12 protein-coding genes are annotated in these 17,116 nt (G+C 29.3%); 7 read left to right on the forward strand and 5 right to left on the reverse strand.

Annotated features, from left to right (window positions below; genetic code table 11):
- Positions 1–2: 2 nt before the first annotated feature.
- Genes B0A58_RS01275 through tsaD form a run of 5 tightly spaced genes read right to left on the reverse strand, consistent with a single transcriptional unit; the run spans position 3 to position 4,666 of the window.
- A complete protein-coding gene (locus B0A58_RS01275; protein WP_089079543.1) occupies positions 3–1,184 on the reverse strand; it encodes a class I SAM-dependent methyltransferase in 1,182 nt (393 codons plus the stop codon).
- Positions 1,184–2,275 carry an AI-2E family transporter gene (locus tag B0A58_RS01280; RefSeq protein ID WP_089079544.1) on the reverse strand — a complete coding sequence of 364 codons (1,092 nt, stop codon included), beginning with the start codon at positions 2,273–2,275 and terminating at the stop codon, positions 1,184–1,186. The genes B0A58_RS01275 and B0A58_RS01280 overlap by 1 nt, the downstream gene beginning before the upstream one ends.
- Before the next feature lie 4 nt (positions 2,276–2,279).
- A complete protein-coding gene (locus B0A58_RS01285; RefSeq protein ID WP_089079556.1) occupies positions 2,280–2,918 on the reverse strand; it encodes a DUF4159 domain-containing protein in 639 nt (212 codons plus the stop codon).
- Between the two features lie 19 nt (positions 2,919–2,937).
- Positions 2,938–3,642, reverse strand: a complete 705-nt coding sequence (locus B0A58_RS01290; protein WP_089079557.1) for a 16S rRNA (uracil(1498)-N(3))-methyltransferase — start codon at positions 3,640–3,642, stop codon at positions 2,938–2,940.
- A 1-nt stretch (position 3,643) separates the two neighbouring features.
- On the reverse strand, positions 3,644–4,666 hold the full coding sequence (gene tsaD, locus B0A58_RS01295; protein ID WP_089079545.1) for a tRNA (adenosine(37)-N6)-threonylcarbamoyltransferase complex transferase subunit TsaD: 1,023 nt from the start codon (positions 4,664–4,666) through the stop codon (positions 3,644–3,646).
- 129 nt (positions 4,667–4,795) lie between these two features.
- Here tsaD and B0A58_RS01300 point away from each other — a divergent pair, with 129 nt between their 5' ends.
- The 7 genes from B0A58_RS01300 (at position 4,796) to B0A58_RS01335 (ending at position 17,091) form a co-directional block, all read left to right on the forward strand.
- Positions 4,796–9,307, forward strand: a complete 4,512-nt coding sequence (locus tag B0A58_RS01300) for a translocation/assembly module TamB domain-containing protein (protein ID WP_089079546.1) — start codon at positions 4,796–4,798, stop codon at positions 9,305–9,307.
- A gap of 958 nt (positions 9,308–10,265) precedes the next feature.
- Positions 10,266–11,588, forward strand: a complete 1,323-nt coding sequence (locus B0A58_RS01310) for a hypothetical protein (protein WP_089079548.1) — start codon at positions 10,266–10,268, stop codon at positions 11,586–11,588.
- A gap of 480 nt (positions 11,589–12,068) precedes the next feature.
- A complete protein-coding gene (locus B0A58_RS01315; RefSeq protein ID WP_089079549.1) occupies positions 12,069–12,485 on the forward strand; it encodes an SRPBCC family protein in 417 nt (138 codons plus the stop codon).
- A 7-nt stretch (positions 12,486–12,492) separates the two neighbouring features.
- A complete protein-coding gene (locus B0A58_RS01320; RefSeq protein ID WP_089079550.1) occupies positions 12,493–12,951 on the forward strand; it encodes a MarR family winged helix-turn-helix transcriptional regulator in 459 nt (152 codons plus the stop codon).
- Positions 12,952–13,255: 304 nt separating this feature from the next.
- Positions 13,256–14,638 carry a DUF4932 domain-containing protein gene (locus B0A58_RS01325; RefSeq protein ID WP_089079551.1) on the forward strand — a complete coding sequence of 461 codons (1,383 nt, stop codon included), beginning with the start codon at positions 13,256–13,258 and terminating at the stop codon, positions 14,636–14,638.
- A gap of 590 nt (positions 14,639–15,228) precedes the next feature.
- On the forward strand, positions 15,229–16,500 hold the full coding sequence (locus tag B0A58_RS01330) for an ATP-binding protein (protein WP_089079552.1): 1,272 nt from the start codon (positions 15,229–15,231) through the stop codon (positions 16,498–16,500).
- Positions 16,501–17,091: a hypothetical protein gene (locus B0A58_RS01335; protein ID WP_089079553.1), complete on the forward strand. Its 591-nt coding sequence runs from the start codon at positions 16,501–16,503 to the stop codon at positions 17,089–17,091.
- The last annotated feature ends 25 nt before the right edge of the window (positions 17,092–17,116 follow it).

Raw genomic sequence — 17,116 nt, forward strand, 5'->3', positions numbered from 1 at the left:
TTTTAAATTTTGGTGCAAATTAAAACTATTTTTTGATTATTCAAATTAGTAGTAAAAAAACAATAGCTATTGCCTCCATCTTTTATTTTCCATTTCTTTTTTATTACATCTACAGATTCAGGAAAATTCCTGCAACTAACATTCATTTTTTGATTTTCAATATACTTTTTCAGCTCATTTTTTTGATATACAAACACATTTTCCACTATAAAAATACGTCCAGGAAAGGTAATTAACTCATTTGATGTGTACAAATGACTATTTTGATGTAATTTTGGTACCTGAAATGCAGTACAAATGGCTTGGAAACCACCAGATTTCATAATAGCGGCATTGGGTTCATATATATATTTTTGTGGTAAATTATATAATGCGAAGTCTTCATTTGAATCATTATCAAAATCAAATGTAATTTCTTCATTTTTGGTTATATTGATCGTTTTAATAGTAATATTACCTTTATAATTGTTTTGAATTTCCCATAATAATTCTTTTACTTCATTATCAAGAGCCACCACATGGATATTTTTGACAAAGTGAAGTTCCTTTAATCCTGCGGTAATATCTAATAAAGTTGCAGTTTTTATAAGTATATTATTGGAAAATTTAAAATAAAAATCTAAATTTTCAGCTACATTTGGGACACAATCTTTTAATAAGAAAACTTTTCCTTTAGATTCATGTCGCCTAGACGGATCTATATAAATCCAATCAAATTGTTGGTTTAACTGTTCTAAAATGACAGCGCTATCGCCATTATAACCTATAATATTTGTCTGATTTAAAGCTTTAAAATTATTTTTTGCTATTAAAGATAAGCTTTCATTAATTTCGCAATGTATAATATGATTTACTTTTTTTGAAAAAAAATAAGTATCAACTCCAAAACCACCGCTTAAATCAATCATACTTTTTCCAGAAACTATCCTTGATTTGTATAAAGCTGTAATTTCAGAGGAAGTTTGTTCGACGGCTATCTTTGATGGAAAAATAATATTTTGGGCATTAAAAAAGGTGGGTAATTTATGTTTTGCTTTGGTTTTTGCCGCAATTTGATTTAATATTGAGGGCCAATCTACTTCAGGAAATGGATTTTTTTGTAATGCCAATTGGCTAACCTCTTTTCCAATATTGTTAGTAATAAAATGTTGAATATCAGGTAATAAAATTGTAGAAATGTCCATTATACGTTTTTTGTAAATGCAATGACTAATTTATTATTTGGCATAAATTCTTTCAAAATAACTTTCATAATAGTATAAAGTGGAATGGCAATGATCATTCCTGCAATACCAAAAAGGGTTCCAAAAATTAAAGTGATCAAAAATATTTCTAATGGATGTGAATTCAATTTTTTTGAAAAAATCATGGGTTGTGAAACGTTATTGTCTATCATTTGAACCAAAATAAAACCAAACATCACATACAAAGTTGTAGGTAATATTTGAGTTTGAAAATCGCCTCCAATACAATTCAACATCGTTAATAAAGCCGCAATAACAGAGCAAATCATTGGCCCAATATAAGGAATAATATTGAGTAAAGCACACAAAAAAGCAATGATAAAGGCGTTTTCGATATCAAATATTAATAAAACAATCAGGTATAGAACAAAAACAATGGTCAGTTGAATAATCAAACCAATCAAGTAATTACTTAAAACTTCGTTTGTTTTGTGCAACGAATTTAGGATTTTTTCTTCATGCGAATCGGGTATCAACTTCTTGATTCCAATAATAAAAAGTACTTTGTCTTTTAAAATAAAAAAAGTTATGAATAAAATTGAGGCAAACCCCATTCCAAAATTACCTAATAAAGACAAAGTAGAATTAAGAAAATTTGGAATAAAATCTAAATTGATTTTTGATGTAATGTCATTTTTTTTAACTATTTTATTCAAATCTACATTGTGATTTAATAAATAAATTTTTATTTTTTCTATTAAATTGACAATATTGTGTTCAATTTGATTGATATTTAACAACGATAAATTTTTACTTTGTGTTGTTATTAATGGGATGAACATCATGATGAATCCAATAAAAATTAAAAATATTACAATAATTGATGTAATAACTGCCAAATTATTTGTAAAATTTAGTTTTTTTCTTAAAAATTCAATAAAAGGGTTGAGTATTAATGCCAATATAACAGATAAGATAATGTAAAGCAAAATGGTTTGTAATTCGTATAAAAAATACAAAAAAACAGTTATTAAAATTAAATAAAGGACTGATTTTAATATGCCTTGGGCAATTATTTTTGAAGTAATCATGGTGTTAATTATTAAAAACGTAATGAATAATATTGGCTCCCATTTTCAAAGCTTTTTCATGAACTTCTTTTGGGTCGTTGTGCACTTCTAAATCTTCCCATCCATCGCCTAAATCGGTTTCAAATGTATATAATAAAACCAGTCTTTTTTCTAAAAAAATACCAAAAGCTTGTGGTTTTTTTGCATCATGTTCATGAATTTTAGGAATACCATCCGAAAAAACAAATGGTTTTTGAAAAATGATATGCTGCGAAGGTAGTTCAACTAATTCATTATTTGGAAATAATTTCTTAATTTCTTTTCTAATATATACATCCATTCCATAATTATCATCAATATGTAGAAACCCTCCTGATGTTAGGTAATTTCTTAAATTTTCTATATCTGCGGTACTAAAAACGATATTTCCATGCCCAGTGGCATGAATAAAGGGATAGTTCATCAAATCAGGACTGTTTGGCATAACCACTGCGGGTTTGGATTTGATTTTAGTGTTCAAATTTTGATTGCAAAATCGGATCAAATTGGGCAACGACGTAGGATTTGCATACCAATCACCACCACCATTGTATTTGAGTAATGCAATGTCTTGTGCCGAAATACTACAACTTAAAAACAACATTAGGAGTGCTATTTTTTTCATTATTAGATTATTATACATATTATTCATTATGATATACTATACTATGACAAGCAACAATTGCGGCTGTTTCTGTTCGCAATCGGGTATTACCCAAACTTACGGGTACAAAATTTTCTGCCAGTGCTGCTTGGATTTCTGAGGTTGAAAAATCGCCTTCAGGACCAATTAACATTAAAATATTATGATTACTTTTCATCACACTTTTTAAAGTGTTCTTTTGATCATTTTCACAATGTGCAATATATTTTTGACCTTCAAAAGTTTGTTTCAAAAAAGTTTTAAGAGGTATTGCTGCATTCAATTTGGGTAAATAATATTGATTGGATTGTTTCATGGCTGCTAAAATTATTTTCTCAAAACGATCATTTTTAATAATTTTTCTTTCAGAATGATCACATATTATAGGTGTTATTTCATCAATACCAATTTCAGTTGCTTTTTCTAAAAACCATTCAAATCTTTCATTCATTTTTGTAGGGGCAACGGCTAAATGAATTTTATATTTTTTTGGACTAATTTCTTTACAATCGTTGATATTTACAGTACATTTTGATTCAGATTCTAATATGATTTCACATTCAAATAAAAAGCCTTTGCCATTTGTTACATATAAAATATCGTTTAGTTTTTTTCTTAACACTTTGATAATGTGTTTGCTTTCTTCTTTATCAAAACAAAATGTGATTGTTTCTTGATCTATATCTGGATTATAAAATAATTGCATATTAAAATTCAATTCTTGCTTTTGAAACTACAGATGTGTTTTCAAAATTTTGGGTTAAATATTTTTGATACCCCACAATACCTATCATTGCGGCATTATCTGTGGTATATTCAAATTTTGGAATATAGGTTTTCCAGCCATATTTTTTTTCAGCATTTTTTAGAGTTTGTCTAATGCCAGAATTGGCCGATACTCCTCCGCCAATGGCAATTTGTTTGATGCCAGTTGCTTTGACTGCTAATTTTAATTTGTCCATCAAAATTTCGACTATGGTGTGTTGAATGGAAGCACAAATGTCGTTTAAATGGTCATTGATAAAATTGGGATTAATGGCTTGTTGTTTTTGGATAAAATATAAAATAGCCGTTTTCAAACCTGAAAAACTAAAGTCTAAATGTGGCACTTTTGGTTTTGTAAATACAAATGCTTTTGGATTGCCTTTTTGAGCATATTGGTCTATCAATGGGCCTCCAGGATAGGGCAGGCCTAGTATTTTGGCACTTTTGTCAAAGGCTTCGCCAACGGCATCATCTGTTGTTTGACCGATAATTTCCATGTCAAAGAAATCTTTTACACAAACAATTTGAGTATGTCCACCTGAAATTGTTAAGGCCAAAAATGGAAAAGTTGGTTTGTCAAATTCTGGTTCATCTATGAAATGTGCTACAATATGGGCGTGCATGTGATTGACTGCTATTAGCGGAATTTGAAGTGCCAAAGCCATTGATTTGGCAAACGACCCACCAACAAGCAACGACCCCATGAGTCCTGGCCCTTGTGTAAAAGCAATTGCATGGAGTTGCGATGGGCTAATTTGGGCTTTTTTTAGTGCTGTGTCAATAACTGGAACAATGTTTTGTTGATGGGCTCTCGAGGCAAGTTCTGGCACTACGCCACCATATTGTTTATGAATCAATTGGTTAGCTACAACGTTTGACAAAACTTTGTCGTTTTGCAAAACGGCTGCAGCGGTATCATCGCAGGAACTTTCGATGGCAAGAATATAGACGTTTTTATTTTGCATATAAAAGGCACGATTTTTGTGTATTATTGCTATTATATATGTAAAAATTTTTAATTTTACAGCGGTTTACAAAATTATAGTTTTATTTCTATTTTTAAACTAATAATATTTAATTTCTCAAAAAAAAAATTGATCAAAAAAATTCAAAAAATAACAGCCCGTTTATTATTAGGCATTCTTTTACTTATATTAGTATCAGGAATACTGCTTTGTTTACCTTTTGTTCAAACTGCTTTAGGGCATTATTTTACAAATAAAATCAACCAAAAATATAAAACAAACATCAATATAGAGCAACTTACTTTTACAGCATTTGGAGGGGTAAAAATGCAGCATGTATTGATTAAAGATTATAAAAACGACACCTTAATATATTCTAAACATCTGAATACTAATATATTAGATGGGCGTAGATTGCTTGATGGCGACTTGCTTTTTGGATCCATTTATTTAGATGGTTTTTATTTGAATTTAAAAACCTATAAAGGACAAAACGATAGTAATTTGGATCGATTTATAGATGCTTTTGACGATGGAACCAAATCTACAAGTCCTTTTTTGATGCAAGCCAAAGCCGTTTCTATTGCAAATGCAAGGTTTTTGCTTACAGATGAAAACAGGAAAAACCCTAAAGATTTAGATTTAAAAAAATTAAATACCCAATTTAAAAATTTTCAAATTTTAGGGCCCAATGTAACTATGGATATTCCTAAAATGTCTTTTTTGGACCATCGTGGTTTGTTTGTAACAAATATGTCCACCTTATTTTCTTATACAAAAAAACAAATCAAACTTTTAAATTTAGATGTAACTACCACAGAATCAGCACTAAAAGGACAAGTTATTTTGAATTATGAACGAAAAGACTTTGCCGATTTTAATAATAAGGTGCTGTTTGATGTCATGATCAACGATGCCAATTTGGCTACTAACGACATTAGATTTTTTTATGATGAAATTGGAAAAAATCAAAAGTTTAATTTAAAAGCAACACTTCGTGGGACTCTTAATAATTTGTATGCCTCACAATTGAAATTGATAGACGATAAAAACACTCAAATTATTGGAAATGTTCAATTTAAAAATTTATTTGGCAAAGAATATCAAAAGTTTTATATGAAAGGTACTTTTGATAAAGTAGCATCAAATTATTCAAATCTGATTCAGTTATTACCCAATGTTTTAGGCAAAAATTTACCCTCGAATATTGCAAAATTAGGTCAGTTTTCATTAAAAGGCGATGCAGAAATTACCGTTAGTACCATAAAAACAAAATTCAATTTGTTGTCTGATTTAGGAGGAATAAGTTCTGATTTGGCAATGACCAATATCAATCACATAGACAATGCCAGTTATCAAGGAAATATCATGTTGGATGCCTTTGATTTGGGTACATTTGTAAACGAACCCAATTTAGGCAAAGTAAGCCTTGATTTGGATGTAAATGGTAATGGTTTTGTTCAAAAGTATTTGAATACTAAGTTTTTAGGAAATGTTACTGCCATACAATATCATGGCTACAATTATACAAATGTGGTAGTAAACGGACAATATGAAAAATCATTGTTTCAAGGTCAATTGAGTGTAAACGACCCTAATTTGTTATTGGATTTTGATGGCATAGTCGATTTGGGTTCTCAAAACAAGCATTATGATTTTAATGCCAAAATAGGTTTTGCCAATCTTAAAAAATTGAATTTTATTTCAGATCCCATTTCAAACCTAAAAGGAAATATTACCATTGATGTTGCTGGAAATTCTATTGATAATTTAATAGGACACGTCAATTTTAATCAATTAGAATATCAAAATCCAAAAAATGTATATTATTTTGAAGATTTTGAATTTGAATCAAGTTTCGACGATCAGAAAGTAAGAACAATTTCGGTTAATTCGCCAGATATTATTGAAGGAAAAGTGGTTGGAAAATTTCAATTTAGCATGTTGCAAAAAATGCTTGAAAATGCTTTGGGTAGTTTATACACTAATTATAAACCAAACATCATTCCAAAAGGGCAATATTTGAAGTTTGATTTTAATATTTACAATAAAATAATAGAAATTTTTTATCCTGAAATTCAAATTGGAAACCAAACCGTGATGAATGGCAGTATGAATTCAGACAATAATGGATTTAAGATGAATTTTAAATCGCCCGAAATAAAAGCATATCAAAATGTTTTTGATAAAATAGACATCCAAATAGACAATAAAAATCCGTTGTATAATGCTTATATTCAAATGGATAGCATTAAAACAGATGGTTATAAAATGAGCGATTTTAGTTTGATTAACATTACCAAAAAAGACTCCTTATTGTTAAGAACCGAATTTAAAGGAGGAAAAAAAGGCCGTGATTTTTTTAAACTGAATTTGTACCATACTTTAAATAAAGACCGAAAAAACGTAGTTGGAATATTGAAATCGGAGGTTAAATTTAAGGAAAGTTTGTGGTTTTTGAACGAAAAAGAAACAGCCGACAATAATGTAGTGTTTGATAAAGGATTTCATAATTTCGATTTTAATAACTTAGTCCTTTCGCACGATGACGAAAAAATTTCATTGAATGGAAATTTACAAAGCAAAACCCAAAAAGATTTACAATTGCGGTTTGAACACGTAAAGTTAAATGAAATTACACCAGAGTTAGAGGCTTTTAAATTTGATGGTGTTTTAGATGGCGAAGTCAATTTGAAGCAAATAAACAGTATTTATCAGCCAAAATCCGATGTAACCATTACAAATTTAAAGGTTAATGCAATTGATTTAGGCAATTTGAATTTAGCCATTGCTGGCGATGATGCTTTCCAAAAATTCAATATTTTGTCGAGTATCGAAAATAAAAATGTAGCCTCTTTTGTAGCCAAAGGCGATTTATCTGTTATAGATAACAAAACACAAATCAATTTAGATTTGAATTTTGACCAATTCAATTTAGGAATTCTAGGTGGTATAGGAGGCACAACAATTTCTGATATTAAAGGATTTGCAACAGGACAGGCAAAACTAAGGGGCAACGTTACAGACATGGACATAGATGGAAAATTGTATGTAAAAAATGCTGGACTCAAAATACCTTATTTGAATACCGCTTTTGGATTTGATGACAACAGTATAGTTACCATTACAAAAGACCAATTTATTTTTGACCATCTCAATTTGCAAGATGTTGTTTACAAAACCCGTGGACAATTGAATGGCTACATCCAGCACAAAAAATTTGACAATTGGCAATTGAATTTAGAAGTTGCCTCCAAAAATATAATAGCCATAGACACACAAGACCACGACGATGCAGCCTATTATGGAAAAGCATTTATCGATGGAAAAGCACAAATCAAAGGTCCGGTAGCTTCGTTAGTGATTAACGTTAATGCCAAATCCAACAAAGGAACTCAAATTAAAATCCCTATTAGCGATGCTGCTGCGGTAGGTGATAATGATTATATCCATTTTACAACACCAAAAGAAAAAGAAAACATCAAAAAAGGCATTGTTGCCACTCGAAATTATGATGGATTAGAAATGAATTTTGATTTAGACATCAATCAAAATGCCGAAATAGAAGTAATTTTAGACAAAAACACAGGACACAGAATGTCTGGAAAAGGGCTTGGTTCATTAAATTTGGCCATCAATACATTAGGCAAATTCAATATGACAGGTGACTTTATTATATTTGAAGGAAAATATTTTTTCAAATACTATGGATTAATCGATAAAACATTTGATGTAAAAAAAGGAGGGACTATTGCTTGGCAAGGCGACCCATTAAAAGCAGAACTCAATTTAGAAGCAGTTTACAACAATATTTGGGCAAATCCAGCGGCATTATTGGACAATAATTTGAGTACTGTAAATAAAAAAGTACCTGTTTCGGTAACCATTGGGATAACGGGCAATATGAGCCATCCTGAATCAGATTTTGCAATTGATTTTCCTACAGTAAGCCCAATATTAAAATCAGAGCTTCAAACCAAACTTGATGACAAAGACATTAGACAAAAACAAGCCCTGATATTGCTTGGTACAGGAAGTTTTTTAAGCCAAGACGGAATCAATCAATCGTCGATGGTTACTAGCAATTTGTTTGAAAAAGTAAGTAGTTTATTCGACGATTTGTTTACAGATGCAAATAGTAAAATCAAAGTCAATTTAATTTATAACCAAGCCGATAAAACACCAGGACTAGAAAATACAAGTAGGGTAGGAGTGTCGGGCGTTTATCAATTTAACGATAGAATTACCATCAACGGACAATTTGGAGTGCCTGTTGGAGGAGTAAGCCAAACAGCTGTAGTAGGAAATATCGAAATCAGATACAGAGTAAATGATGATGGTTCTTTTAATTTTACCATGTTTAATAAAGAAAACGAAGTTACCTACATTGGCGAAGGAATAGGATACACTCAAGGCCTAGGAATTAGCTATGAAGTAGATTTTAATAAATTCCAAGAATTGATCAACAAAATTTTTAAAGGAGCCAAAAAAATCAATAACAACCTCAATACCAAAGAGTTGCCAAAAAGTAAAAAATTAGAAAAAAACAATTCAAATCAGAAAAAAGAACAAGAAACACCACCCATAAATAAAGAAGCTGTTTTGAATAAAGAAGCCGTTTTGAATAAAGAAGGTATGTAGCCTCAATAAATTGAAATGTACTGATACCATCTTGTGTATAGCAATTTTAAAACCTTTTTCAAAATAAGATTATTATTACATATATATATAAATATTAATTATATCTAAACAAATTTTATTTACTTTTTTTATATAGTTCAAATTATTTGTTTCTACGGAACCTATACCTACAAATTCGATACAGCAAAAAACCAAACAATAGATTAAATCAACAAAATCCAATACAGCAACCAACACCAAAACCATTAGGGCATGCCGGCAAAAAAAAGAAAGCCCCCACGCCCCAAACCCTTCAGGCGGGGCTTCCTTTTTTTGCCGTCGGGCTATCACGAGCACATGGTGCCTTGCTCTATCCCTCATGCGGGCAACCCCCAACAGGCAGTCTCCACACACGAAAGTTTTTTTAAAACTTCTTTTTTTTCGTTCTCCCACTTTTAATTTCTTGTTTCTAACTTCAAACCTCGTACCTCTAACTTCCTACTTGGTATTGGAATAAAAAAAATGTAAAAATAGTTTTCAGAAATAAAAAAAATGTTTTATGTTTGCAATGGATATACGAGTTGATAAAAACAAAAGTAAATTTTACATTTAAAATAAATTAAAGTTAGCAAACCATTTTTAACAAACCCTATTCAAGCAGCTTTTTTTTCAAAAACAAGATGACCTACAAAAAATGTAGCGACCTTTCATCCATAGCCCAAGGGCGACTTTCAGTTAGACTCCCACAAGAGTAACCCTGAACATACAGCAACAAACTGCTGGCACAATTTTGAAAAAAATAAGTTGTAATGATACGTTTGTTTTACGATAATATTTATTCATGTGGCTTTTTTATAAAAAAGTTGCATAGTATTTTTTTTGTTTGTACATTTGTGAAGTGGATATAGAATGTTAAAAACGCAATAACTTTCGTATATCTACTAGTTAGGTGCTAGTATAACAGAAAAAAACGTATAAAATGAACAGTCATTTAAACATATTTAAAACATATACAAATTCTTTTAGAACATATCAATTAGAAAATGATTTAACAAGAGCCTTTGCAATAACACTTCAAGAAGATTCAATGTTTTTCAATGAGGTTTTAAAAGAAATTTTTAAAAATTCAAAGTTTTACAGTCAGTTATTTGAGTCATTAGAGAGTGAGACTTCAATCTCTATAGACATACAAAAAGCAGCTAGTAAAATAAATGACTTTGAACATATTTTTGCTATAACATTAAGTGAAAGTTTTATTGGAAATTTTTGGGATAAAAATCATAATAGAAAATACGACCCAATATGTGATTTAGTTATTGAAATTAATGGGGTGTACTTAATTATAGAAGCAAAAAGAGATAGTGTTGATTGTACAGCACAACTTTACAACCAGATATTGAATGTTGTAAGTACAAATGAAAATAACATATTTTCGCTAAACGAAGCTGAACACGGAAAATTGATTACACCATATGACTTAAACTGGTCAAAATTAATGTCAATAGCAGTTAAAGTTTTGAGTTTTCAGAAATCATTTGGCAACACAAATAGGTTTCTTAATGATTTCGTTGCATTAGTTAAAAGTCATAATTTTAGATGGTTACCTGAATCACCAATTAACGCATTAAATTCATCCAATAGAAATTCAATATTAAGGAGAATAGATTCTGCTATCATTGAGGTGGCAAAAAACAATAACGAAATTGAAAAACTTCATTATAATGATAGACTGGGTATTGTTTTTACAAAAAATTGGGCACAAGAAATTTTATTTAATATTAATCAAGATGGAGACTTAACCGTTGCTATCTATCCAGGTAACACAAAATCTCAAGGACATTCATTGTTTTCTAAAAATCCAAACTTTAACAAACAAGTTGTAATATTTAATGAAGCATATGAAGTGTCAAAGACCTATCATATAAAGTTTACAAGTTTTCAAAAATATTTTACTGGATTATGGTTTGGAGAAAATTCAATGAAAGAGAACCTTTACACAAGAGATTATTTTTACAAATATACTGGACGTAAGAAAAGAGGTGATGATTGGGCAGAACTTGGAAATTTATTTGACAACTGTTTAGATTATAACTGGAGAGAACAATGTAACTGGCAAAATAAAATAGAAAAATCGGGTAAAAATCAATTTGATATTTCCTTTGGCTATGAAGTAGTAATAAAAATTCCTTTTACTAAACTTAAAGAATTAGATACTGAACAATCAAACTTGACAAACTTAACGAATTTAATAACGGAAATTAATTCAGTTTTCAAGAATAATTTACTAAATACCAGCACCTAACCGCATATTTATGAAATGGCGGGTTCAGTGCTAAAAGTAAGCTTTCTGCATCAAAGAAAGTTAAGTGCTAAAATGAAAAATCCGTTTTCAAAAGCCGCCACTTCATAAATATGCAAAACGTTATACTGTGAAAAAACTCAAAATGAGTCTTTGAGAATTGGCTGTATGGAATTTTTCTCCGACAGGTATCCGAATTCTTTCTCTTTTTGAGTTGGTTTTTTCACAGACTGACGTTGTGCGCCATTTCCCCTAGACTCACGCTCTGACCCCGTAAGCTAACGGTACGAAAGGGGAAAAATTAAGAATAAAAAAATAATTATTGTAAATAATTGATCTACAAAACATTAATAAAACGTTAGTTAGAATTTTACAGAAACACCCAAAATTGGCAAAATGACTGAAAATTAAAAATAAATTTGCTTATTATAAGTGCACGTATTATATTTGCACTTGCAATTATGTCAAGCAAAATATTTTAATATGTGGACAACAGAAGTAAGTCGAAAAACGACAGCGTCAAAAGAACAAATTTGGAAATTGTGGACAGACGTTTCTAATTGGAATGTTTGGGACTCAGAAGTTGAAATTTCTGAACTATTTGGACAATTCCAAACAGGAACAAAAGGGATTTTAAAACCAGCAGGTGGGCCAAAAACAAAATTTGAAATGATTGAATGCACCAACTTCAAATCATTTACCGACAGAAGTTTTTTACCACTTTGCAAAATGGACTTTATCCATACTATGACAGAAACCAAAGACGGGATTGAAATTACACATAAAGTTGTAATGACAGGTTTTATGACTTTTTTGTTTTCAAAAGTAATTGGTAGCAAAATCAAAGTTGGACTACCTTTCGCAGTTGAGAAACTAATTAAGCTTGCAGAAAAAAACTAAAACTATTATGCCAAAGACAGATTTTAGTTTTGAAAAGACCGAAGAAAGTACAGGTTTTTTATTGTGGCAAGTAACAAACTTGTGGCAACGAGAAATCAAAAAAGCGTTAGAAAAATACGATTTGACTCATTCGCAATTTGTATTACTTGCAAGTATTCATTGGCTAACTTTGGACAAACAAAATGTAACACAAATTTTGTTATCCAACCATACTAAAATAGACCCAATGACGACTTCAACAGTTTTGAGAACCTTGCAAACAAAAGGACTTATCAAACGACAAGAACACGAAACAGACACAAGAGCCAAAACAGTTGGACTTACTGAAATTGGACTAAAAAATATTAAACAAGCAATCAAGACGGTTGAACAATTTGACAGACAATTTTTCGGCTCACTTGTCAATGGAACAAAGGATTTTAATAACAAATTGACGATACTACTTGAAAATAAAAACAGCACATAACAACTAGAGTTTCGTTGCGGCTGAAAGCCGAACAATGAAACTCCTGTTGAACGGAACCGATTACATGCACACCCCTTATGGAGTTATCGAAAAGTTTTTGGTTAGCATTTCAAGATGATTTAGTTCCTCTTTTTTTATAAAAAATTGTAAATAAATGCTATTTTATTTCAATGTTTTTATTATTTTTGAAAAATATTTAACGGCAGATTTTTCACAGATTGACGTAAGCCGTCACTTTAGAACATGACAAGCAAAAGAAACAAACTATGGCAGTAATATTAAAAAAACTACAATTAAAATAAATATGAAGAAATTACTTTTTATCACATTTATACTTTTAAATCTAAATTGTTTTTCTCAAGACAACATTAAGATTGAAATGACAGAGAGTTATGAATTGTCTAACATTATATTAGCATTAACTCAATATGGTAGAACTGATAAATGGGATGTACAAAAAATACCACCATATTATGACCAAGTTTTAAAGTATTTTGAGCCTGTAAAAAATCACCCACTTTTGGACAGTGTTAATTATTCACGATCTAAATGGGAGAAATTTCTTGGTTTTAGAACAGATATGTATGCTTTTTCATTTGATCAAAATGGGAAGTTAAAAAGAGAATATCCATTTAATTCTTTTGGAACTGATGAAGTTGATAAAAATATTGATTTGGTTAATGACTTTGTTTTGAAATCAAATTATAGACAATTTTATAAAGACAATAAAGTCTTTTATGATAAAATCGTTTCCAATTACAAGGAGTATTATTTTGTAACCAAGTCAAAACAGTTCCTTGATAAAGTTGCAGAAAAACATATAAGTGAGAATAAAAAAATATATGTAGTAGCAGTTTCGCCATTAGTTGGCGGACAAAATTGCCATAGAGATACAGACAGCTCTACTACGGTTGATTTTCCAAATATTAGCAAGGACTTAATTTTAGGCAATTTGGAAACAGACTATAATACGAGAATAGTAGAAAATCATTCCCTTTTTACTGAAATGGACCACGGTTATATAAATCCAATTTCCGACAAATATGAAAAACTAATTACTTCAAATTTTAATCTTAATAATTGGGACAAAGAATCAAGTTATTCAGGAATAAATAGTTTTAATGAATATATGACTTGGGCTGTTTACGATTTATTTATAAAAGAGAATTTTCCAAAAGTTGCAGACTCAATAGCTTTGCAATGGCAATATCAAAATGCTTCACGTGGATTTATTGCACAAAACTTATTTGCAAAAAAAGTATCAGAACTTTACTTCAAACAAAAAGGGAATAGACGAATTGAAAATATTTATAAACCATTATTAATATGGTGTAAGAAAATAGAAAGTAAAATAAATCAGCCAACTTTATTAAATATCGACACGGATAATTTTGTAAAAGTAGATATTTCAAAATTAATAGTTGAGTTTTCTGAAGAAATGAATACCCAAAATCCATTTCAAATTCAAATCGTTGAATTTAAAAGTGGTAATCAAACAGGAAAAGAAAAATTAATTGAAGTTAAAAATGCTGTTTGGACAAATAATGGAAAAAAATTGACTTTAAAAATTGACACAGATTTTGAGGAATTTGCAATAATATTCAATTGGTGGGGAATGAACAAACCTCTTTTTTCAAAAAATGAAATATTGCTTAAACCTAAAAGTTATATATTAGCGAAAAAATAAAAACTGCCAACGGCTAGCCTTTCGTTGCATCTGAAAGTCGAGCAATGAATTGTAATCAACGAATACCTTTAAAAAAAATAAAATCAATGGGTTAAACCGATTACATGCACATCCCTTATGGGTATATTGAAAAGTTTTTTGTTAGAATTTTAAGAGGTTTTAGTTTCTTTTTTTATAATCTGTTTCTTTTTATTATTATTTTTGAAAAATATTTAGCAACAGTTTTTTCACAGACTGACGTTGTAAATCAGCAATGTGAGACGGAAACTATTAGCCCAAAATAAAAATAAATTATAAAAAACATAAAGAAAAGCCTGATTTATTTTTTACATTGGTTATTGGTACATACATATATTTGATTATATTTGCGTGATTTATTACTATGAAGAGCCGTGTGAAGGGAGACTTTGACTACGTCGAATTTCATTTCAATCACGGTTCCGTGAGAACGTAGAGGTGAGATTCCCTTGCATGACTCGATTAGCAGCAATATTACCGCCAAACATTAAGAAAGTAATATAGATTAATTTATATAACAATAAGCAAAGTTATTTTTGTAAATTTGCATTTTAAATTAATTAAAAGATTGAATGAAAAATTATAAAATTGAAATATTAAATATTGGAGCAATTAAGGAAGTAAAACTTAATCTTAATAAAGTTAATATTTTTATGGGCGAACAAAGTAGTGGGAAAAGTACTATTGCCAAAATAATTAGTTTTTGTAATTGGGTAGAGAAAGATGTTTCAATTCATCAATCATTCTATAATTATTTTTCTGATAAAAATTATTTCATTGAAAAATTAGAAAATTTTCATAAAATGAAAGGTTATTTTAATGAACACAGTGAGATTATTTATGAGAGTAACACTATAAAGCTGCATTATAAGTGGAATACTTTTGAAATTTCTTGGGTTAATCAGTTTGAATACAAAAGAAATAAAATATCATATATTCCTTCTGAAAGAAGTATTGCAGTTTTGCCAGAAATGGAAAAAACAAAATTACCTAATAATTACATTAGAAGTTTTCTATTCGACTGGTTTGATGCTCGAAAAAATTATACAAATGAAAATAAAATCTCCATATTGGATATTGATATTGAATATTATTATTCTGAAAGTAGCAAAGAAAATCATATTCAAAATAAAAACAACTCTTACGACATTTTATTATCTAATGCTTCAAGTGGATTACAATCAATGACTCCATTAATCGTAATGATAGATCATTTGACAAATAATATATATAGTGATGAACAAAAGCTATCATATGAAATAGATGAAGTTAAAGCAAAAGTGACTCAAATGCTTATTTCTGAAATTATGTTTAAGCCACTTTATGGCAAAGACTTTACAGAAAAAGAAGATAGAAAAAAGAAAATAGAAGAATTAAATAGAAGAATATCAGAGAAAGAAGAAACTGTAATAATTCATTTTGATAAATTTAAAAAAATAAGAAATAATTTATTTAAAACACATAGCACTAATTTAATTATAGAAGAACCTGAACAAAATTTATTTCCTGCTACTCAAAAAACTCTGATTTATTATTTATTAGAAAGTATAGCAAGTGATTTAGGGCATAACCTTACATTAACTACGCATAGTCCTTATGTATTATATGCAATAAATAATTGCATTATGGCAAATTTGGTTTATGATAAATTATCAGAAAAAGAAAAAGAAAAAATATTTTGTCAAAATTCAAAAATTGACCCCAAATCTATTTCAATTTATCAAATTAAAAATGGACTAATAAACTGTATCCAACAAGAAGATGGTTTAATAGGTGAAAATTTCTTTGATGAACAAATGAAACAAGTTATGGATGAATTCTATTTAATGTTAAATCACTATTAAATGATAAAGCAAGGAATTCAAACCAATTATATTCATCAATATAATACTATAAAAAACTTCAGTGATGATTTATATATTGCTGATTATACAGAACAAACTAAAGCACTTCCTTTAAAAAGAAGTGTTGAATTTTTTTCTCCAAATAACCCAACTGACATTACGTACTTTTCAGTAATAAACACGCCTAAAATAATCATAGACGGTATAGAATTTAATAACTCTAGTTTTGTTTGTGGTAATGGTATTCCAAAAACTCAATGTGAATCTGTTGTATTTCCTACAGTCTCAAATTTCGAATCATGGATTTTATTTTGTGAATTAAAATATAGTTCAAAACCTTCAAATAATTCAAACAACTTAAAAAAAGCTATTAAACAATTATACAAAACTAGGTACTATTACATTCAAAATTATATTATAAGTTTAACGAATACTTGTTATTTAATTGCTTCACTTCCTTTACAATCTGAACCATTTGCAAATTTCTCAATTTCTCAACCAATTTTAACGAAACTCAAAAGAAATAAAAATATCATTTTAAGATTGAAAAACAAAGTGGAAATTATAGACGATAAATTAATTCAAGTATAATTACTGCTGCCAACGGCTAGCCTTT

It is taken from the genome of Flavobacterium branchiophilum NBRC 15030 = ATCC 35035 (assembly GCF_002217205.1).
GTDB lineage: Bacteria > Bacteroidota > Bacteroidia > Flavobacteriales > Flavobacteriaceae > Flavobacterium > Flavobacterium branchiophilum.

Bases quoted from the DNA above. Each gene is read 5' to 3' on its own strand.
- B0A58_RS01315 (WP_089079549.1), top strand. From the start codon at position 12,069: ATGTGGACAACAGAAGTAAGTCGAAAAACGACAGCGTCAAAAGAACAA.
- B0A58_RS01310 (WP_089079548.1), top strand. From the start codon at position 10,266: ATGAACAGTCATTTAAACATATTTAAAACATATACAAATTCTTTTAGA.
- B0A58_RS01280 (WP_089079544.1), bottom strand. From the start codon at position 2,275: ATGATTACTTCAAAAATAATTGCCCAAGGCATATTAAAATCAGTCCTT.
- tsaD (WP_089079545.1), bottom strand. From the start codon at position 4,666: ATGCAAAATAAAAACGTCTATATTCTTGCCATCGAAAGTTCCTGCGAT.
- B0A58_RS01320 (WP_089079550.1), top strand. From the start codon at position 12,493: ATGCCAAAGACAGATTTTAGTTTTGAAAAGACCGAAGAAAGTACAGGT.
- B0A58_RS01335 (WP_089079553.1), top strand. From the start codon at position 16,501: ATGATAAAGCAAGGAATTCAAACCAATTATATTCATCAATATAATACT.
- B0A58_RS01330 (WP_089079552.1), top strand. From the start codon at position 15,229: ATGAAAAATTATAAAATTGAAATATTAAATATTGGAGCAATTAAGGAA.
- B0A58_RS01285 (WP_089079556.1), bottom strand. From the start codon at position 2,918: ATGAAAAAAATAGCACTCCTAATGTTGTTTTTAAGTTGTAGTATTTCG.
- B0A58_RS01275 (WP_089079543.1), bottom strand. From the start codon at position 1,184: ATGGACATTTCTACAATTTTATTACCTGATATTCAACATTTTATTACT.
- B0A58_RS01325 (WP_089079551.1), top strand. From the start codon at position 13,256: ATGAAGAAATTACTTTTTATCACATTTATACTTTTAAATCTAAATTGT.
- B0A58_RS01290 (WP_089079557.1), bottom strand. From the start codon at position 3,642: ATGCAATTATTTTATAATCCAGATATAGATCAAGAAACAATCACATTT.